Origin of the sequence: Lentisalinibacter salinarum, assembly GCF_040706555.1 — a bacterium.
In the GTDB taxonomy this organism is placed as follows: domain Bacteria; phylum Pseudomonadota; class Gammaproteobacteria; order Steroidobacterales; family Woeseiaceae; genus Lentisalinibacter; species Lentisalinibacter salinarum.
This window is the reverse complement of sequence record NZ_JAPDRH010000003.1, coordinates 279,416-297,763: the sequence shown is the minus strand read 5'-3', so window position 1 is coordinate 297,763 and position 18,348 is coordinate 279,416. Positions and strand designations below refer to the sequence as shown.

The following is an 18,348-nucleotide window of genomic DNA, read 5'->3' as shown; positions in this document are numbered from 1 at the left end:
CGGGGCGGGCCGCAGGCACCCGCAGACGGGCTCAGACGACGATGCCGGGTTTCTCCGGGTGGCGTCGGTAGAGCAGCGCCACGTGGCCGATGCGCTGGACCACCTCGGCGCCCGTGGCGTCGGCGAGGGTGTCGATGACGGCGTCGCGGACTTCCCGGTCGGCGCCGTGCACCTTCGCCTTCACCAGTTCGTGGTGCTCCAGGGCGAGGTCGCATTCGCGGATCACCCCTTCGGACGCGCCGGCATCGCCCACCAGGATGACCGGCTTGAGGTCGTGACCGAGGCGGCGCAGATGCTTCCGCTGTTTCTCGCTGAGTGCCATGGCTCCGCAGTTTACCAGCAGCCGGGCGCCGGTGATCGGTCCATGGGTAGACCATGAGCAACCCGAAGGGCAGTTCCGCAGGCTGGCGGCAACGCCAGGAGCGCGACCCTTACGTCCAGCGCGCGCGCGAAGAGGGCTATCGCTCCCGCGCGGTGTACAAGCTGGAGGAGTTGCTGGAGAAGGCCCGGTTGCCGGGCCGCCCCGGCCTGGTCATCGACCTCGGGGCGGCGCCCGGCGCCTGGAGCCAGTACGTGGTGCGCCGCTGGGGCGAGAAGACCCGGGTGCTGGCTCTCGACATCCTGCCGATGGACGAGATTCCCGGCGTGGAGTTCCTGCAGGGGGATTTTACCGAGTCAGAAGTTCTACAGCGGCTGACGGCGGAGCTCGGCGGGGAGCGGGCGGACCTTGTGTTGAGTGACATGGCCCCCAACATCTCGGGGAATCGATCGGTGGACCAGCCGCGGGCGATGTATCTGGCTGAATTGGCTATGGAACTCGCCTGCGACACGCTGAACCCCGGCGGCACCTTCATCTGCAAGGTGTTCCAGGGCGAAGGATTCGACGATTTCGTACGGGCCGCGCGGGAGCGTTTCCGCCAGGTCCGGGTGGTCAAGCCGAAGGCGTCCCGGCCCTCCAGCCGTGAGGTCTATCTGCTGGCGAGAAACTATCAACTGTAGTACGGTCTAACGTTTAGACTGCGTCTAAGCATGGCCAAGGAAGAGGGGCCGGAGTGAACGATCTCACCAAGAACATTATCGTCTTTGTCGTCATTATCGTGGTCCTGCTGTCCGTGGCGCAGGGCTTCGGTCCCGTCGGCACCCAGTCGCAGGAGGTCCCGTACTCGGACTTCCTGGAACAGGTGCGTAGCGGCAACGTGGAAGAGGTGGTCTTCGAGGGCCGCAACATCCACTTCACCCGCGACGACAACGGTCGCTACATGACCTACAGCCCGGAGAGCGACAACACCGTCCTCATCGGCGAACTCATGGACAACAACGTGGACTTCCGTGCCAAACAGCAGGAAGGGCAGGGTTTCTGGACCCAGTTGTTCATTAACTCCTTCCCCATCCTGCTGCTGATCGGCGTCTGGGTGTATTTCATGCGCCAGATGCAGGGCGGCGGGGCCGGCCGCGGCGCCATGTCCTTCGGCAAGAGCAAGGCGAGGCTGCTGGGCGAGGACCAGGTCAGCGTGACCTTCGCCGACGTGGCGGGCGTGGAAGAGGCCAAGGAAGAGGTCGTGGAGGTCGTCGACTTCCTGAAGGACCCGAGCAAGTTCCAGCGCCTCGGCGGCAAGATACCGAAGGGCGTGCTCATGGTGGGCTCACCGGGCACCGGCAAGACGCTGCTGGCCCGCGCCATAGCCGGCGAGGCCAAGGTGCCGTTCTTCACCATCTCCGGTTCCGACTTCGTGGAGATGTTCGTCGGCGTCGGCGCCTCGCGCGTGCGCGACATGTTCGAGCAGGCCAAGAAGCACGCGCCCTGCATTATCTTCATCGACGAGATCGACGCGGTCGGCCGCCATCGCGGTGCCGGCCTCGGCGGCGGTCACGACGAGCGCGAGCAGACGCTGAACCAGCTGCTGGTCGAGATGGACGGCTTCGAGGGCAACGAGGGCATCATCGTCATCGCGGCCACCAACCGTCCCGACGTGCTCGACCCCGCGCTGCTGCGTCCCGGCCGCTTCGACCGCCAGGTGGTGGTGCCGCTGCCGGACGTGCGCGGTCGGGAGCAGATTCTGAAGGTGCACATGCGCAAGGTCCCCATCGGCGATGACGTGCGGCCGAACATTATAGCCCGCGGTACCCCGGGCTTCTCCGGCGCCGACCTCGCCAACCTGGTGAACGAGGCCGCGCTGTTCGCCGCCCGCGCCAATCGCCGCGTGGTGGGCATGGAGGAGTTCGAGAAGGCCAAGGACAAGATCATGATGGGCGCGGAGCGCCGCTCCATGGTCATGAGCGAGGACGAAAAGAAGCTGACCGCGTATCACGAGGCCGGCCACGCCATCGTGGGCCTGCTGGTGCCGGATCACGACCCGGTGTACAAGGTAACCATCATCCCGCGCGGCCGGGCACTCGGCGTGACCATGTTCCTGCCGGAGCAGGACCGCTACAGCTTCTCCAAGCAGCGGCTGCAGAGCCAGATCTCGAGTCTTTTCGGCGGCCGCCTCGCCGAGGAGCTGATCTTCGGTGCCGACAAGGTGACTACCGGTGCGTCCAACGACATCGAGCGGGCCACCGAGATCGCCCGCAGCATGGTCACCAAGTGGGGCCTGTCGGAGAAACTGGGCCCGCTGACCTACAGCGAGGACGAGGGCGAGGTGTTCCTCGGCCGCTCCGTCACCGAGCACAAGAACGTCTCCGACCAGACGGCGCATGCCATCGACGAGGAGATCCGGGCGATCATCGACGCCAACTACCAGCGCGCGAAGCAGATCCTGACCGACAACGAGAAGCAGCTCCACCTGATGGCCGGGGCGCTGATCAAGTACGAGACCATCGACGAGGGTCAGATCAAAGACATCATGGAGGGCCGCGAGCCGCGTCCGCCCGTCGACTGGGACGACACCGGCCGGCCGCCGGGTCTGCAGGGCGACGAGGACGAGAAGACGGCGAAGGAAGGCGATGGCAAGATCGGCGGTCCGGCCAGCCAGCACTGAGCGGCAGCCCGCCAGTCCCACACACCGGCAGCCCCAGGGCTGCCGGTTTCGTTTGGGTGACGCGAACGCGGGCCGCGAACATCCGAGCGTGAGCATGGGAGCATGAGTAACGCGCTGAAGCTGGGCGGGACGACCCTCGATCTCTCGAGCCCGGTCGTCATGGGCGTGCTGAACGCCACCCCGGACTCGTTCTCCGACGGCGGCCGGTTCACGGGCCGCGGCGAGGCGCTGGAACAGGCGCGCGCCATGGTCGGCGCAGGGGCAGCCATCGTGGACGTGGGCGGCGAGTCCACCCGGCCCGGCGCGGAGCCGGTCTCGGCTCAGCAGGAACTCGACCGCGTGCTGCCCGTGATCGAGGCTATCCGCAGCGATCTCGACGTGGCCATCTCCGTGGATACGTCCAAGCCCGAAGTCATCCGGGAGGCGGTTGCCGCGGGCGCCTCCATGATCAACGACGTCTATGCCCTGCGCCGGCCCGGTGCGCTGGAGGCGGCGGCCGCCCTGGATGCCGGCATCTGCCTGATGCACATGCAGGGCGAGCCGCGCACCATGCAGGCCGATCCCCGCTACGATGATGTCGTGGCGGAAGTGACGGAGTTCCTGGTCTCGCGGGCGGCGGACTGCGAAGCTGCCGGCATCGGCCGGGAGCGGATCGTGATCGACCCCGGCTTCGGTTTCGGCAAGACCGTGGCGCACAACCTGGCGCTGCTGTCCGGCCTGGGCACGCTCCGTGGCACGGGTTACCCCGTACTCGCAGGGCTGTCCCGCAAGTCGCTGCTGGCGGCACTCACGGGTCGTCCCGTGGAGGAACGCATGGTCGGCAGTGTGGTGCTGGCGGCATTGGCGGCGGAGCGCGGCGCCCATATCATACGGGCTCACGACGTGGCCGAGACGCGGGACGCGCTGGCTATTGTCGCGGCACTCGCGGCAGTTGCCGGGGCCAGGGAACAAGGGGAAGGGACTTGAGCAGACGATATTTCGGTACCGACGGCATCCGGGGGCGCGTCGGCGATCATCCCATGACGGCGGAATTCGCCATGCGGCTGGCTTCGTCCGCCGCGGAGGTGCTGGTGCCGGACGGCGGCAAGGTGCTGATCGGCAAGGACACGCGCGTCTCCGGTTATATGTTCGAATCCGCGCTGGAGGCCGGCTTCGTGGCCGCCGGCGCCGACGTGCTGCTGCTCGGGCCGCTGCCGACCCCCGGCATCGCGCACCTGACCCAGAAGTTCGAGGCGGACCTGGGCGTGGTGATCAGCGCCTCACACAATCCCTATTACGACAACGGCATCAAGTTCTTCGACCGCCAGGGCGGCAAGCTCTCCGACCAGATCGAGCTCGCCATCGAGGAGGGGCTGGAGCAGCCGGCGCGCACCAAGGACTCCGCCCACCTGGGTCAGGCCCAGCGCATCGACAGCGCGCGGCGCCAGTACATGGAGTTCTGCCAGTCCACGCTGCCCCCCGACCTGAGCCTGCGGGGCCTGAAGGTCGTGATCGACGGCGCCAACGGCGCGGGCTACAAGGTCGCGCCTCGGGTGCTGGGCGCACTGGGCGCCGAGGTGATCCCCATCGGCTGCTCGCCGAACGGCCGCAACATCAACGACGGCTGCGGCTCGCTGCATCCGGAGCTGCTGCAGCTGACCGTGCCCGGGGTGCGCGCCGACGTGGGCATCGCGCTCGACGGCGACGGCGACCGGGTGGTGATGGTCGATCACGAGGGCAACATCGTCGACGGCGATCAGCTGCTCTACGTGGTGGCGCTGGCGCGCCAGCGCTCCGGCGAACTGCGCGGGCCCGTCGTGGGCACGGTCATGAGCAACCTCGGCCTGGAACTGTCCCTGCGGGAGGCCGGCATCGACTTCCGGCGTGCCAAGGTCGGCGATCGCTACGTGATGCAGCTCCTGCGCGAGACGGGCGGAACCCTGGGCGGCGAGACATCCGGTCACATCATCTGCCTGGACCGCACCACCACCGGCGACGGGCTGGTGAGCGCGTTGCAGATGCTGGCCATCATGAAGGACAGCGGCGAGTCGCTGAAGGCGCTGACCGCCGGCATGCCGCGGATGCCCCAGCACATGGTCAACGTCCGCGTGGCGAGCCGCATCGATCTGGACGGCTCGGCCCCCGTGCAGAAGGCCGTCGCGGAGGTGCAGGAGCACCTGGGGGGGCGCGGTCGGGTGGTGCTGCGGCCGTCGGGTACCGAGCCGGTCATCCGCGTGATGGTGGAAGGCGAGGACGCCGGCGAGGTGGAGGAGCTGGCCCACCGCATCGCCGCGGTCGTGGAGCGCAGCGCGGCCTGAGGCGGTGCCGCGGGTCGCGGCGCAGGGCCGCTGCCGTGCGGGCCTTTGCCGGCCTTGCTGGGCCTTGCCGGACATTGATTTGCGCCGGTGCGGCCGGTATCCTTCGCGCCCTTTCACGGCCCCGGCCACGGGGCGCGGAGACGCACTGTGAGACAATATCTGGTCGCCGGCAACTGGAAGATGAACGGGAGCCTGGCGGACAACCGGGCGCTGATCGACGGCATCCTCCAGGGGGTGGGCGAGGCGCCGGGCGTGGAGTTCCTGGTGTGCCCGCCGTCGGCGTATCTGGCCTCGGTGGGCGAGCAGCTCGGCGGCAGCGGCGTCGAGCTGGGTGCCCAGGACGTCTCCGAGCACGAGTCCGGTGCGTACACCGGCGAAGTCTCCGCCGCCATGCTGGCCGATCTCGGTTGCCGTTACGCGATCGTGGGCCATTCGGAGCGGCGCACTCTGTACGGCGAGACCGACGACCGGGTGGCGGCCAAGTTCGCCGCCGCGCACGGCCAGGGTCTGGTGCCCATCCTCTGCATCGGCGAGACGCTGGAGCAACGGGAGGCGGACGAGACGGAGGCGGTGATCCGCCGGCAGCTGCTCGCAGTGATCGACGAGGTCGGCATCGCGGCGTTCGCCGACGCCGTGGTGGCCTACGAGCCCGTCTGGGCCATCGGCACGGGCCGCACGGCCAGCCCCGAGCAGGCGGGGGAGGTGCATACCTTCATCCGCGGGCTGGTGCGAGACCGGGACGCGAAGGTGGCCGACGGGCTGCGCATCCTGTACGGCGGGAGCGTGAAGGGCGACAATGCGCCGGGCCTGTTCGCCCGGGAAGACATCGACGGCGGCCTGATCGGCGGCGCGTCGCTGAAGGCCGCGGAGTTCCTCGCCATCGGGCGTGCGGCTGCCGCGGCAGGATAAGAGACACACTATGAGCACACTTTACGTCGTCCTGACGGTGGCGCTGGTCTTCATGGCCATCGGCATCATCGCGCTGGTCCTGCTGCAGAAAGGCAAGGGGGCCGACGCGGGTGCTGCCTTCGGTTCCGGCGCGTCCGGCACGGTGTTCGGCGCCCGCGGCACGGGCAGCTTTCTGTCCCGTGCCACCGCGGTGCTGGCCACCCTGTTTTTCGCCAATTGCCTGGCGCTCGCCTACCTGAGCGGTCAACAGGGCGGCAGCGAGAGCCTGCTCGAGCAGGAGGCGGGGCAGACCGAACAGGGCCCGGCGCAGGCGCTGCCGGCCGAGGATATCGAGGACCCGCTGCCGCTGCCGGAGTCCGCAGGCGATAGCCGGGACGAGAGCCTGGATCAGTTGCCGGCGGTCGATCAGCCCGCGGAAGAAGGCGGCGACGGCGAGGGCCAGTAAACGGCCCGGTAATGAGATTCGTTCGATCGATGCCGACGTGGTGGAATTGGTAGACACGCTGTCTTGAGGGGGCAGTGGCGCAAGCCGTGCCGGTTCGAGTCCGGCCGTCGGCACCACAAACGAGATGAGCGGCGGTCCCGGCAGGGGCCGCCGCTTTTTTTTGATTTCTGGACAAGTCCGGTGTATGCCGCAATGGCATCCCGTGAGCGTTACACCATGCCGTCGGGCTGATACAATGGCGAGCCGACTGGGGGCCTATCGGCCCCGAGGTTTCCATCTGTCGAGATTTCAGGCTGCACCTATCGTGCTGGAAAACTATTTGCCCATTCTGATCTTCCTCGCGCTGTCGGCGGGCATCGGCGTACTGTTGCTGATACTCGGCTTCGTCTTCGGCCACGGCAGCAAGGATCCGGAGAAGCTCGCGCCCTACGAGTGCGGCTTCGAGGCCTTCGAGGATTCGCGCATGCGTTTCGACGTGCGCTACTACCTGGTGGCCATCCTGTTCATCATCTTCGATCTGGAGATTGCGTTCCTCTTCCCGTGGGCCGTATCGCTCGATACGGTCGGCGGCTTCGGCCTGCTGGCCATGGCGCTGTTCCTCGCCATCCTCGTTGTCGGCTTCATCTACGAGTGGAAGAAGGGGGCTCTGGAATGGGACTGAGCGAGGCGGACAGGCAGGAATTCGGCCTGGACGAGGCCCGCGCGCCGCTGCCCGAAGGCAGTATCCAGAAGAAGGGGTTCGTCGTTACCGCGGTCGACAATGTCGTGAACTGGGCGCGCACGGGCTCCATGTGGCCGATGACATTCGGCCTGGCTTGCTGCGCCGTGGAGATGATGCACGCCGGTGCGGCCCGTTACGATCTGGACCGCTTCGGCGTGATCTTCCGGCCGAGCCCGCGCCAGTCCGACGTGATGATCGTGGCCGGCACGCTGGTGAACAAGATGGCGCCCGCGCTGCGCAAGGTCTACGACCAGATGCCCGAGCCGCGCTGGGTGATCTCCATGGGTTCGTGCGCGAACGGCGGCGGCTACTACCACTACAGCTACTCGGTCGTGCGCGGCTGTGACCGCATCGTCCCGGTGGACGTCTACGTGCCGGGCTGTCCGCCCACCGCGGAAGCGCTCCTCTACGGCATCATCCAGCTGCAGAAGAAGATCCGGCGCACCAGCACGATCGCGCGTTGAGGCATCCGCATGAGTGAACGCAGAGAGGCTCTGGCTGCGGCCATCGACGAGCGCTTCGGCGAAGCGGTCACCCGCATCCCGTCCACCTGCGGTGAGGTCACCTTCGAGGTGGAGAAACATCGCCTGCTCGAGGTGGCCACGGCGCTGCGGGACGAAGACGACTTCGCCTTCGACATGCTGATGGACGTCTGCGGCGTCGACTACCTGGACTACGGGCATGCCGAGTGGAAGACCCGGGACGCCACGGACACCGGTTTCTCACGAGGCGTGGATCGGGAGCCGGTCATCATCGACGATGCCGAGAGCTTCTACCCGAAGCGCTTCGCGGTGGTCTACCATCTGCTCTCCGTAGCGGAGAACCGGCGGCTCAGGCTGCGCGTCTACTGCGGCCCGGGCAACCCGCCGCGCATGCCGTCGGTCACGGACATCTGGGCGTCGGCCGACTGGTTCGAGCGTGAGGCCTTCGACCTGTTCGGCATCCTCTTCGACGGCCACCCGGATCTGCGCCGCATCCTCACCGACTATGGCTTCATCGGCCATCCGTTCCGCAAGGACTTCCCGTTGTCCGGCAACGTGGAGGTGCGCTACGACCCGGAAAAGCGCCGCGTGGCCTACCAGCCGGTCACCATCGAGCCGCGCACGCTGGTGCCGAAGGTGATCCGCGACGACCATCGTTACGAGCCCGCCCTCAGGAGGACCGGCGACGATGGCTGAGATTCAGAATTTCACCATGAACTTCGGGCCCCAGCATCCGGCGGCTCACGGCGTGCTGCGCCTCGTGCTGGAGATGGACGGCGAGGTGATCCAGAAGGCGGACCCCCACGTGGGTCTCCTGCACCGGGCCACCGAGAAGCTGGCCGAGTCGAAGCCCTACAACCAGAGCATCGGCTACATGGACCGGCTCGACTACGTGTCCATGATGTGCAACGAGCACGGCTACGTGATGGCCATCGAGAAGCTGCTCGGCATCACGCCGCCGCTCCGCGCCCAGTACATCCGGGTGATGTTCGACGAGATCACGCGCATCCTGAACCACCTGATGTGGCTCGGCGCCCACGGGCTGGATATCGGCGCCATGACCATGTTCCTGTACTGTTTCCGTGAGCGCGAAGACCTCATGGACTGCTACGAGGCGGTGTCGGGCACGCGGATGCATGCCACCTACTACCGCCCCGGCGGCGTCTACCGCGACCTGCCGAAGGAGATGCCGAAGTACCAGCCGTCGAAGTGGCACAGCCAGAAGGAAGTGGATGAGATGAACCGGGCGCGGGAGGGCTCGCTGCTCGACTTCATCCGCGACTTTACCGACCGCTTCCCGGCCTGCGTGGACGACTACGAGACTCTGCTCACCGACAACCGCATCTGGAAGCAGCGCACGGTTAACATCGGCGTGGTCTCGCCGGAGCGCGCGCTGCAGCTGGGCTTCAGCGGTCCCATGCTGCGCGGCTCTGGCATCGAGTGGGACCTCCGCAAGAAGCAGCCCTATGAGGTCTACGACCGGCTCGACTTTGATATCCCGGTGGGGATCAACGGCGACTGCTACGACCGCTACCTGGTACGCATCGAGGAACTGCGCCAGTCCAACCGGATCATCCGCCAGTGCATCGACTGGCTGGAGCGGAACCCGGGCCCCGTGATGCTGGACGACCGCAAGATCGCGCCGCCGAGCCGGGTCGAGATGAAGGATGACATGGAATCGCTGATCCACCACTTCAAGCTCTTCACGGAGGGCTACGTGGTGCCGGAAGGCGAGGCCTATGCCGCCGTGGAAGCGCCGAAGGGCGAGTTCGGCTGCTATCTGATCTCGGACGGAGCCAACAAGCCCTACCGGCTGAAGGTGCGGGCGCCGGGCTTCGCCCATCTGGCCGCCATGAACGAGATGGTGCAGGGCCACATGCTGGCCGACGTGGTTGCCGTGATCGGCACCCAGGACATCGTGTTCGGGGAGGTGGACCGGTGACGGAACAGACGGTAGCGCCCGAACTGAGCCCCCACGTGCGCGAGGAGATCGACAAGTGGACCGCGCGCTTTCCCGAGGACCGCAAACGCTCGGCGGTGATCGGCGCGCTGCATGCCGCGCAGCACCAGAACGACGGCTATCTGACGCCGGAGCTCATGGACGCCGTCGCGGCCTACCTGGAGCTGCCGCCCATCCAGGTGTACGAAGTCGCCACGTTCTATTCGATGTTCGAGACGAAGCCGGTGGGCCGGCACAGCGTTTCGATCTGCACCAATGTCTCCTGCATGCTGCGAGGCGCGGAAGACCTGGTGGAGCACGTCGAGAAGAAACTCGGCGTCTCCCTGGGTGAGAGCACGCAGGACGGGCGCATCTACCTGAAGCGCGAAGAGGAGTGCCTCGCCGCCTGTTGCGGGGCGCCGATGATGATGGTGGACCACGTCTACCACGAGAACCTCACCGCCGAGCGCATCGACGAGATACTGGACGCACTGGACTGATGAGCGCTAACGAGAATCTGGTCTGCTACGCGACGCTCGGGCAGGACTCGCCCTGGAGCCTCGAGGCCTACCGCAAGGTGGGCGGCTACGAGGCGTGGGAGCGCATCCTGAAGGGCGAGATGACACCGGAGGCGGTGATCGAGGAGGTCAAGGAGTCCGGGCTCAAGGGCCGCGGCGGCGCCGGCTTCCCCACCGGCCTGAAGTGGAGCTTCATGCCGCGCAGCGCGCCGGTGCAGAAGTACATCGTCTGCAACTCGGACGAGAGCGAGCCGGGCACCTGCCACGACCGGGAGATTCTGCGCTACAACCCCCACAGCCTCGTCGAGGGGATGGCCATCGCCGGTTATGCGATGGGCGCCACGGTGGGCTACAACTACATCCGCGGGGAGTTCATGGAAGAGCCGGTGCCGAGGTTCGAGGCGGCGCTGGCCGAGGCCTACGAGGCGGGGCTGCTCGGCAGGGACATCCGCGGCTCCGGCATCGATTTCGACCTGTATACCTTCGTGGGCGCCGGCGCCTACATCTGCGGCGAGGAGACGGCGCTGCTGGAGTCCCTCGAAGGCAAGCAGGGCAAGCCGCGCTTCAAGCCGCCGTTCCCCGCGAACTTCGGCGTGTACGGCAAGCCCACCACGGTGAACAACACCCAGTCGCTCGCCAGCGTGCCGTCCATCATCCGCAACGGTGCCAGGTGGTTCTCGGACCTGGGCGTGGAGGGGTCCGGCGGCACTGCGATCTTCTCCGTCTCCGGGCACGTGGAACGCCCCCAGAATCTGGAACTGCCCATGGGTATCCCGTTCCCGGACCTCCTGGAGCGCTGCGGCGGCATGCTGGGCGGGCGCAAGCTGAAGGCGGTGATCCCGGGCGGCTCCTCGGTACCGGTGCTGCCGGCCGACATCATCATGGGCTGCACCATGGACTACAACTCGCTGAAGGAGGCGGGCTCGTCCTTCGGCACCGGCGCCGTGATGGTGATGGACGAGACCACCTGCATGGTGCGCGTCCTGCGGCGCATCTCGCGCTTCTACATGGCCGAGTCCTGCGGCCAGTGCACGCCCTGCCGCGAGGGCACGGGCTGGCTGTACCGCATGCTGACCCGCATGCTCCAGGGCGAGGCGACGGCAGGCGATCTGGACAAACTCCTCGACGTGGCCAACAAGATCGAGGGACACACCATCTGCGCGCTGGGCGACGCCGCCGCGTGGCCGGTGCAGAGCTTCCTGAGACACTTCCGCCACGAATTCGAATACATGGTCGAGCACAAGGGCCGGAGCATCGTCGAGGACGACGACCGCCGGGCCGCGTGACCCGTACCGCACAACGAGCACCATGAGCGACGATCTGGTCAACATAGAAGTCGACGGCAAGCCCCTGCAGGCGCGCAAGGGCCAGATGCTGATCGAGGTCACGGATGCGGCGAACATCTACGTGCCGCGTTTCTGCTACCACGAGAAGCTGTCCGTGGCCGCCAACTGCCGTATGTGCCTGGTAGAGGTGGAGAAGGCACCGAAGCCGCTGCCCGCGTGCGCCACCCCGGTCAACGAAGGCATGAAGGTCTTCACCCGTTCCGCCAGGGCGGTCTCGGCGCAGAAGGCCACCATGGAGTTCCTGCTCATCAACCACCCGCTGGACTGCCCCATTTGCGACCAGGGCGGCGAGTGCGAGCTGCAGGACCTCGCCATGGGCTTCGGCCGTGACGTCTCCCGCTACACCGAAGGCAAGCGGGTGGTGAAGGACCAGGACCTGGGTCCGCTCGTATCCACCGACATGACCCGCTGCATTCACTGCACCCGCTGCGTGCGCTTCGGCCAGGAGATCGCCGGCATCCAGGAGCTGGGCACCACGGATCGCGGCGAGCACATGAAGATCGGCACCTACATCGAGAAGAGCGTCGATCACGAACTCTCCGGCAACATCATCGACGTCTGCCCGGTGGGCGCGCTGAACAACAAGCCCTACCGCTACAGCGCGCGCGCCTGGGAGATGGTGCAGCGGCCGATGGTGTCGCCGCACGACTGCGCGGGCAGCAACCTCCATGCACACGTGCTCCGGGGCACGGTCAAGCGCATCGTTCCCCGCCGCAACGAGGCGATCAACGAGACCTGGATCGCCGATCGGGATCGATTCAGCTACGAGGGCATCTACAGCGAGGCCCGGCTGCGCGAGCCCATGGTGAAGCGCGACGGGCACTGGGAGCCGGTGTCCTGGGAGGACGCGCTGTCGGTGACGGCCGAGCGCCTGCGCGAGATCGCCGCAGCGGATCCGGCCGATGTCGCTTTGCTGACGGCGCCTTCGGCGACCCTCGAGGAATGCCATCTGCTGGCCCGCCTGGGCGAGCATCTGGGCACCGCGAATCTGGACCATCGCCTGCGCCGGCGCGACTTTCGCGATCAGGACGCAGACCCCGTGTTCCCCGCGCTCGGCCGTTCGCTGGAGGGCATCGAGGACCTCGACGCCGTGCTGGTCGTGGGCTCGAACCTGCGCAAGGAGGTGCCGATGCTCGCCCATCGCGTCCGCAAGGCGGCCGTGGGCGGCGCAAAGGTTTCCTTCGTGAACCCGCAGCGCTATCCCTATTTCTTCGGCGTGGAGGCCTGCGCCGAGGGCGGTCTGCTCGCCGGGCTGGCCGGCGTGACGGTCGCTGCCGCGGAACTGCGGGAGAGGGCGATCCCGGAGTCGGTGCAGGCTCTGACCGAGGGCGTCACCCCCGACGACGAACAGCGCCGCGCCGCGGCCAGCCTCGCCGAGGGCGACGACGGGCTGATACTGCTCGGGCAGATCGCCGGGCGGCACCCGCGCTACGCGGATCTGCGCGCGCTGGCAGCCGCGCTGGCGGAGCTGACCGGCTCGGGGCTCGGCTATGTCTCGGAGGGCGCCAATGCGGCCGGGGCCTGCCTGGCCGGTGTGCTGCCCCATCGCGCGGCGGCCGGAGCTCGCCGGGAGACGCCCGGCCGGGATGTGGCCAGCCTGCTCGCGGAGCCGCCGCGCGGGTTGCTGCTGATGGGCGCCGACCCGGACGAGGACTTCGCCGCCGACGCGCGGCAGGCATTCGCCGGCAGCGAGTTCGTCGCGGCGCTGACCGCCTATCGCACGCCCGGCGTCGAGGCCGCCGCGGATGTCATGCTGCCGCTCGGCACTGCATTCGAGACGGCCGGCACCTTCGTGAACGGCGAGGGGCGTGTGCAGAGCTTCGCCGGTGTCGCCAGCCCGGTGGGCGAGGCGCGTCCCGGCTGGAAGATACTGCGGGTGATCGGCAACCTGCTGGACGCGCCCGGCTTCGATTACGTCTCCGCGGATCAGGTACGCGACGAGGCACTCGGCAGGATCGGCACGCCGGTACCGGACAACGCCTACGCGGGCGAGCATGTTTGCGAGGCGGCGGAGGCGCCCGAGGGCTCGATACTCGACGTGCCCATCTACCGGGTGGACGCGCTGGTTCGTCACGCCCACGCGCTGCAACTGACGGTCGACGGTCGCGAGGGCCGCGAGCGCAGTGAGCACGACGACCGGCTGGAGGCCGCGGGGTGAACGATTTCCTGAATCTCATCAGTTTCGGGCTGCTGGGCCGGTTGCCGGAGACGGTGCAGATGGTCACGGTCGTTACCACCCAGATCGTGGCCGTGATGGTGTGCGTGATCCTGACCGTGGCCTTCCTGACGCTGGCCGAGCGCAAGGTGATCGGCTCCATCCAGAACCGCATCGGGCCGAACCGGGTGGGCTTCCGGGGCCTGCTGCAGCCGTTCGCCGACGTGCTGAAGCTGCTGATGAAGGAGGTCGTGGTACCCACCAACTCCAGCCGTTTCCTGTTCGTGATCGCGCCGCTGCTGTCCATCACGCCGGCGCTGGCCACCTGGGCCGTGATTCCGCTCAGCGAGGACTTCGTCCTGGCCGACATCGACGCGGGACTCCTGTACGTGCTGGCACTCACCTCGGTGGGTGTCTACGGCGTCATCCTGGCCGGCTGGGCCACCAACTCGAAATATGCCTTCCTCGGCGCCATGCGCTCCGCCGCGCAGATCGTCGCCTACGAGATCGCGATGGGCTTCGCCCTGGTCGGCGTGCTGATGGCGGCCGGCAGCCTGAACCTCGGCGAGATCATCCGCGCCCAGCAGGGCGGCATCACCAACTGGTTCTGGCTGTGGCTGCTGCCGCTGTTCGCCGTCTATTTCATCTCCGGCGTCGCGGAGACCAACCGGGCGCCGTTCGACGTGGCCGAGGGAGAATCGGAGATCGTCGCCGGCTTCCACGTGGAGTACTCCGGCATCGCCTTCGCCGTATTCTTCCTGGCCGAGTACGCCAACATGGTGCTGATCTCTGCGCTCACGGCGGTGCTGTTCTGGGGCGGCTGGCTGTCGCCGTTCGAGGGTCTGATCGGGTTCGCCGGCATCAGCGGGAACGCCTGGATCGTGCAGCCGGGCTTCTTCTGGTTCGCGCTGAAGACCGCATTCTTCCTGTTCTGCTTCCTGTGGTTGCGGGCGACGTTCCCGCGCTACCGTTACGACCAGATCATGCGGCTCGGATGGAAGGTCTTCATCCCGGTGACGATCGTCTGGATCGCCGTCGAGGGCCTGCTCGCGTGGCTGAAGGTGGGCCCCTGGGCGCGGCTGGCGGCAGGCGTGTAGGGGAGAGCGCGGATGGTCAGGAATATCCTCAAGACGTTTCTGCTGCTCGAGCTCTGGCGCGGCCTGATGCTGACCGGGCGGAATCTGTTCCGCACCAAGGTCACGGTGCAGTACCCGGAGGAGAAGACGCCGCAGTCGCCGCGCTTCCGCGGTCTGCACGCCCTGCGCCGCTACCCGAACGGGGAGGAGCGCTGCATCGCCTGCAAGCTCTGCGAGGCGGTCTGTCCGGCGCTGGCCATCACCATCGAATCCGACGTGGGGCCGGACGGCACGCGCCGCACGACCCGTTACGATATCGATCTGTTCAAGTGCATCTACTGCGGGTTCTGCGAAGAGGCATGCCCGGTGGATGCGATCGTCGAGACCCGGATCCACGAGTACCACATGGAGAACCGGGGCGAGAACATCATGACCAAGGAGAAACTGCTGGCCGTCGGCGAGAAGTACGAACCGATGATCGCCGCCGACAAGGCCGCGGACGCGCCCTACCGCTAGGGCAGGGCGCCGCAATCGACCACTACTGACTAGGGGCTCCCGGGAGCGGGAGCCATTGGGGACCGGATTTTGTTTGAGACGCTGCTCTTCTACGTCTTCAGCGCCGTGCTGATCGGTGCGGCACTCGGCGTGATCTTCTCGCGGAACCCGGTGTATTCCGTGATGTTCCTCGTGCTGGCTTTCTTCAACAGCGCGGTGCTGTGGCTGCTGGCGGAGGCGGAGTTCCTGGCCATCGTGCTGGTGCTTGTCTATGTAGGCGCGGTCATGGTGCTGTTCCTGTTCGTCGTCATGATGCTCGACGTCAACGTGGAAGCGGTGCGCGAGGGTCTCACCCGCTACGCGCCGCTGGGCCTGGTGGTCGCCGCGATCATGGTGGTCGAGCTGGTGCAGGTCATCTGGGCGAAGAGCCGCGGGCTCACGACGATGGCGGACGCGCCGCCCCTGCCGGAGGGCTACAGCAATACCAAGGCGCTGGGCTCGGTGCTCTACACCGAGCACGTGTACGCCTTCGAGCTGGCCGCGGTGATACTGCTGCTCGCCATCGTCGCCGCGATTACGCTGACCATGCGCCGGCGCCCCGGCCTGAAGGTGCAGAACATCTCCCGGCAGGTGAGCGCCCGCCGCGAGGATCGGGTGCGCCTGGTCAGCATGGATTCGGAGGAGCGCCAGTGAGCGGCATCGGACTGCAGCACTACCTCACGCTGTCGGCGATCCTGTTCTCGCTGGCGGTCGCCGGTATCTTCATCAACCGCAAGAACGTCATCCTGCTGTTGATGTGCATCGAGCTCATGCTGCTGGCGGTGAACTTCAATTTCGTGGCCTTCTCCCGCTACGTGGGCAATGAACTCGGCCAGGTATTCGTGTTCTTCATCCTGACAGTGGCGGCGGCCGAGGCGGCCATCGGGCTGGCCATCCTGGTGGTGCTGTTCCGCAGCCGGCGCAGTATCGATGTCGAGAACATGGACGCGATGAAGGGCTAGCGCATGCAAGCGATGCATCTCATCATCGTCCTCGCGCCCCTCGTCGCCGCCATCATTGCGGGCGTGTTCGGCCGGCAGATCGGCCGGGCCGGGTCGCACTGGATCACCATCCTCGCCGTGGGCCTCTCCGCGGTGCTCTCGCTGCTGGTGCTGAAGGACCTGGTGTTCGACGGCGGCGAGGTGCAGAACTACACCGTCTACACCTGGGCCGTCACCGACGGTCTGCGCATGGAGGTGGGCTTCCTTATCGACCGGCTGAGCGCGCTGATGATGGTCGTGGTGACCTTCGTCTCGCTGATGGTGCACATCTACACCATCGGCTACATGCACGACGACCCGGGCTACCAGCGCTTCTTCAGCTACATCTCCCTGTTCACCTTCGCCATGCTGATGCTGGTGATGTCGAACAACTTCCTGCAGCTGTTCTTCGGCTGGGAGGCGGTTGGGCTGGTGTCCTACCTGCTGATCGGCTTCTGGTACAAGAAACCCACGGCCATCGTCGCCAACCTGAAGGCGTTCCTGGTGAACCGGGTGGGCGATTTCGGCTTCATCCTCGGCATCGCCGCCGTGGTGATGTTCGCCGGCACGCTGGACTACGCCGAGACCTTCGCCCAGGCCGAGCGCATCGCCGGTCAGGAGATCGCGATCTTCGCCGGCAGCCCGTGGAACGCCATGACGGTGATCTGCATCCTGCTGTTCATCGGCGCCATGGGCAAATCGGCCCAGGTGCCCCTGCACGTCTGGCTGCCGGACTCCATGGAGGGCCCCACGCCGATCTCCGCGCTGATCCACGCGGCCACGATGGTCACGGCGGGAATCTTCATGGTGGCGCGCATGTCGCCGCTGTACGAACTCTCGGCCACTGCTCTGGGTTTCGTGCTGATCATCGGCGCGGTGACGGCCTTCTTCATGGGCCTGCTCGGCATCGTGCAGAACGACATCAAGCGGGTGGTGGCCTACTCGACCCTGTCACAGCTGGGCTACATGACCGTGGCGCTAGGCGCCTCGGCCTATGCGGCGGGCATCTTCCACCTGATGACCCATGCCTTCTTCAAGGCGCTGCTGTTCCTGGCGGCCGGCTCGGTGATCATCGCCATGCATCACGAGCAGGACATTCGCCGCATGGGCGGGCTGAGGAAGTACATGCCCGTCACCTACTGGACGGCGCTGATCGGCTCGCTCGCGCTGATCGGCTTCCCGGGCACGGCCGGCTTCTTCTCCAAGGACGCCCTGATCGAGGCGGTGCACGCGGCGTGGGTGGAGCAGGGCAGCGTGGCCCATGCCATCGCCTACTGGAGCGTGCTGCTCGGCGTCTTCGTCACGGCACTGTACTCGTTCCGCATGTTCTTCCTCGTCTTCCACGGCGAGGAGCGCATGGATGCCGCCACCCGGTCCCATCTGCACGAGACGCCGGCGGTGGTGACCGTCCCGCTGGTGCTGCTGGCGATCCCCTCGCTGCTTATCGGCTGGTTCACCATCGGCCCGCTGCTGTTCGGCGATTTCTTCGGCGACGCCATCCGGGTGGCGCCGGAGCACGGCGCGCTGGCGGCCGTGGGCGAGGAGTTTCACGGTCCGGCCGGTTTCATCCTGCACGCATTCGCCGGGCCTGCCGTCTATCTGGCACTGGCGGGCCTCGCGGTCGCCTGGTACGTCTGGCTGCGCCGGCCGGAACTCGCGGCGGAGGCCAGCGAGCGCCTGTCGGCCGTCTACCGCCTGCTGGTCAACAAGTACTACGCCGACGAACTCTACCTGCGCGTATTCGCGGCGGGCGGCCGCGGCATCGGCAACGTGCTGTGGAAGGCGGGCGACCAGACGGTCATCGACGGCGTGATGGTCAATGGCACGGCCAGCACGATAGGGCGCATCGCCACGGCGGTACGGCGGGTGCAGTCCGGTTATCTCTACCACTATGCGTTCGCGATGGTGATCGGTCTCACCACGCTGCTCGGCTGGCTGTTGTGGGCCGGCTGAGCGCCGGAGTCTGAA

Annotated in this window: 18 protein-coding genes, 1 tRNA gene and 1 pseudogene; 19 read left to right on the top strand and 1 reads right to left on the bottom strand. The window is 67.0% G+C overall.

Features of this window, described 5'->3' with window-relative positions:
- Positions 1–31 precede the first annotated feature (31 nt).
- The gene (gene yhbY, locus ACJMKZ_RS11910) at positions 32–322 is read right to left on the bottom strand and encodes a ribosome assembly RNA-binding protein YhbY (RefSeq protein WP_405233430.1); all 291 of its coding nucleotides are present in this window, start codon (positions 320–322) and stop codon (positions 32–34) included.
- A 53-nt stretch (positions 323–375) separates the two neighbouring features.
- Here yhbY and ACJMKZ_RS11905 point away from each other — a divergent pair, with 53 nt between their 5' ends.
- From ACJMKZ_RS11905 to nuoL, 19 genes and pseudogenes are all read left to right on the top strand, one after another.
- Positions 376–999: an RlmE family RNA methyltransferase gene (locus ACJMKZ_RS11905; protein ID WP_405233429.1), complete on the top strand. Its 624-nt coding sequence runs from the start codon at positions 376–378 to the stop codon at positions 997–999.
- 53 nt (positions 1,000–1,052) lie between these two features.
- Complete coding sequence (gene ftsH, locus ACJMKZ_RS11900) at positions 1,053–2,978, top strand: ATP-dependent zinc metalloprotease FtsH (protein ID WP_405233428.1); 1,926 nt, start codon at positions 1,053–1,055, stop codon at positions 2,976–2,978.
- 102 nt (positions 2,979–3,080) lie between these two features.
- The gene (folP, locus tag ACJMKZ_RS11895; RefSeq protein ID WP_405233427.1) at positions 3,081–3,944 is read left to right on the top strand and encodes a dihydropteroate synthase; all 864 of its coding nucleotides are present in this window, start codon (positions 3,081–3,083) and stop codon (positions 3,942–3,944) included.
- Entirely contained in the window at positions 3,941–5,275 is a 1,335-nt protein-coding gene (gene glmM / locus ACJMKZ_RS11890; RefSeq protein WP_405233426.1) for a phosphoglucosamine mutase, read from the top strand. The genes folP and glmM overlap by 4 nt, the downstream gene beginning before the upstream one ends.
- Before the next feature lie 147 nt (positions 5,276–5,422).
- Positions 5,423–6,184: a triose-phosphate isomerase gene (gene tpiA, locus ACJMKZ_RS11885; RefSeq protein ID WP_405233425.1), complete on the top strand. Its 762-nt coding sequence runs from the start codon at positions 5,423–5,425 to the stop codon at positions 6,182–6,184.
- A gap of 10 nt (positions 6,185–6,194) precedes the next feature.
- A complete protein-coding gene (gene secG, locus ACJMKZ_RS11880; protein WP_405233424.1) occupies positions 6,195–6,629 on the top strand; it encodes a preprotein translocase subunit SecG in 435 nt (144 codons plus the stop codon).
- 31 nt (positions 6,630–6,660) lie between these two features.
- A tRNA-Leu gene (locus ACJMKZ_RS11875) sits at positions 6,661–6,745 on the top strand.
- Positions 6,746–6,984: 239 nt separating this feature from the next.
- Positions 6,985–7,290, top strand: a complete 306-nt coding sequence (gene ndhC, locus ACJMKZ_RS11870; RefSeq protein ID WP_405223764.1) for an NADH-quinone oxidoreductase subunit A — start codon at positions 6,985–6,987, stop codon at positions 7,288–7,290.
- A complete protein-coding gene (locus tag ACJMKZ_RS11865) occupies positions 7,281–7,814 on the top strand; it encodes a NuoB/complex I 20 kDa subunit family protein (protein WP_405233423.1) in 534 nt (177 codons plus the stop codon). The genes ndhC and ACJMKZ_RS11865 overlap by 10 nt, the downstream gene beginning before the upstream one ends.
- Before the next feature lie 9 nt (positions 7,815–7,823).
- Positions 7,824–8,528: an NADH-quinone oxidoreductase subunit C gene (locus tag ACJMKZ_RS11860; protein WP_405233422.1), complete on the top strand. Its 705-nt coding sequence runs from the start codon at positions 7,824–7,826 to the stop codon at positions 8,526–8,528.
- Positions 8,521–9,774, top strand: a complete 1,254-nt coding sequence (locus tag ACJMKZ_RS11855) for an NADH-quinone oxidoreductase subunit D (RefSeq protein ID WP_405233421.1) — start codon at positions 8,521–8,523, stop codon at positions 9,772–9,774. Before ACJMKZ_RS11860 ends, ACJMKZ_RS11855 begins: the two co-directional genes overlap by 8 nt.
- On the top strand, positions 9,771–10,271 hold the full coding sequence (locus ACJMKZ_RS11850) for an NADH-quinone oxidoreductase subunit NuoE family protein (protein WP_405233420.1): 501 nt from the start codon (positions 9,771–9,773) through the stop codon (positions 10,269–10,271). Before ACJMKZ_RS11855 ends, ACJMKZ_RS11850 begins: the two co-directional genes overlap by 4 nt.
- Positions 10,271–11,575, top strand: a complete 1,305-nt coding sequence (nuoF, locus tag ACJMKZ_RS11845) for an NADH-quinone oxidoreductase subunit NuoF (protein ID WP_405233419.1) — start codon at positions 10,271–10,273, stop codon at positions 11,573–11,575. The genes ACJMKZ_RS11850 and nuoF overlap by 1 nt, the downstream gene beginning before the upstream one ends.
- A 22-nt stretch (positions 11,576–11,597) precedes the next feature.
- Positions 11,598–13,508 (top strand): annotated as a pseudogene (gene nuoG / locus ACJMKZ_RS11840) (NADH-quinone oxidoreductase subunit NuoG); the annotation flags it as partial.
- 344 nt (positions 13,509–13,852) lie between these two features.
- Positions 13,853–14,887, top strand: coding sequence for an NADH-quinone oxidoreductase subunit NuoH (gene nuoH, locus ACJMKZ_RS11835; protein WP_405234157.1), 1,035 nt, complete (start codon positions 13,853–13,855; stop codon positions 14,885–14,887).
- Between the two features lie 12 nt (positions 14,888–14,899).
- Positions 14,900–15,382, top strand: coding sequence for an NADH-quinone oxidoreductase subunit NuoI (gene nuoI / locus ACJMKZ_RS11830; RefSeq protein ID WP_405233418.1), 483 nt, complete (start codon positions 14,900–14,902; stop codon positions 15,380–15,382).
- Between the two features lie 66 nt (positions 15,383–15,448).
- Positions 15,449–16,054 (top strand): NADH-quinone oxidoreductase subunit J, encoded by a 606-nt coding sequence (locus tag ACJMKZ_RS11825; RefSeq protein WP_405234156.1) that lies wholly within the window; start codon positions 15,449–15,451, stop codon positions 16,052–16,054.
- 5 nt (positions 16,055–16,059) lie between these two features.
- Positions 16,060–16,362 carry an NADH-quinone oxidoreductase subunit NuoK gene (nuoK, locus tag ACJMKZ_RS11820; RefSeq protein WP_405234155.1) on the top strand — a complete coding sequence of 101 codons (303 nt, stop codon included), beginning with the start codon at positions 16,060–16,062 and terminating at the stop codon, positions 16,360–16,362.
- Positions 16,363–16,365: 3 nt separating this feature from the next.
- The gene (nuoL, locus tag ACJMKZ_RS11815; RefSeq protein WP_405233417.1) at positions 16,366–18,333 is read left to right on the top strand and encodes an NADH-quinone oxidoreductase subunit L; all 1,968 of its coding nucleotides are present in this window, start codon (positions 16,366–16,368) and stop codon (positions 18,331–18,333) included.
- The last annotated feature ends 15 nt before the right edge of the window (positions 18,334–18,348 follow it).

Coding starts and splice junctions, on each gene's coding strand:
- nuoF (WP_405233419.1), top strand. CDS start 10,271: ATGAGCGCTAACGAGAATCTGGTCTGCTACGCGACGCTCGGGCAGGAC.
- secG (WP_405233424.1), top strand. CDS start 6,195: ATGAGCACACTTTACGTCGTCCTGACGGTGGCGCTGGTCTTCATGGCC.
- nuoI (WP_405233418.1), top strand. CDS start 14,900: ATGGTCAGGAATATCCTCAAGACGTTTCTGCTGCTCGAGCTCTGGCGC.
- folP (WP_405233427.1), top strand. CDS start 3,081: ATGAGTAACGCGCTGAAGCTGGGCGGGACGACCCTCGATCTCTCGAGC.
- ACJMKZ_RS11855 (WP_405233421.1), top strand. CDS start 8,521: ATGGCTGAGATTCAGAATTTCACCATGAACTTCGGGCCCCAGCATCCG.
- ACJMKZ_RS11860 (WP_405233422.1), top strand. CDS start 7,824: ATGAGTGAACGCAGAGAGGCTCTGGCTGCGGCCATCGACGAGCGCTTC.
- yhbY (WP_405233430.1), bottom strand. CDS start 322: ATGGCACTCAGCGAGAAACAGCGGAAGCATCTGCGCCGCCTCGGTCAC.
- ACJMKZ_RS11865 (WP_405233423.1), top strand. CDS start 7,281: ATGGGACTGAGCGAGGCGGACAGGCAGGAATTCGGCCTGGACGAGGCC.
- ACJMKZ_RS11905 (WP_405233429.1), top strand. CDS start 376: ATGAGCAACCCGAAGGGCAGTTCCGCAGGCTGGCGGCAACGCCAGGAG.
- nuoH (WP_405234157.1), top strand. CDS start 13,853: ATGGTCACGGTCGTTACCACCCAGATCGTGGCCGTGATGGTGTGCGTG.
- nuoL (WP_405233417.1), top strand. CDS start 16,366: ATGCAAGCGATGCATCTCATCATCGTCCTCGCGCCCCTCGTCGCCGCC.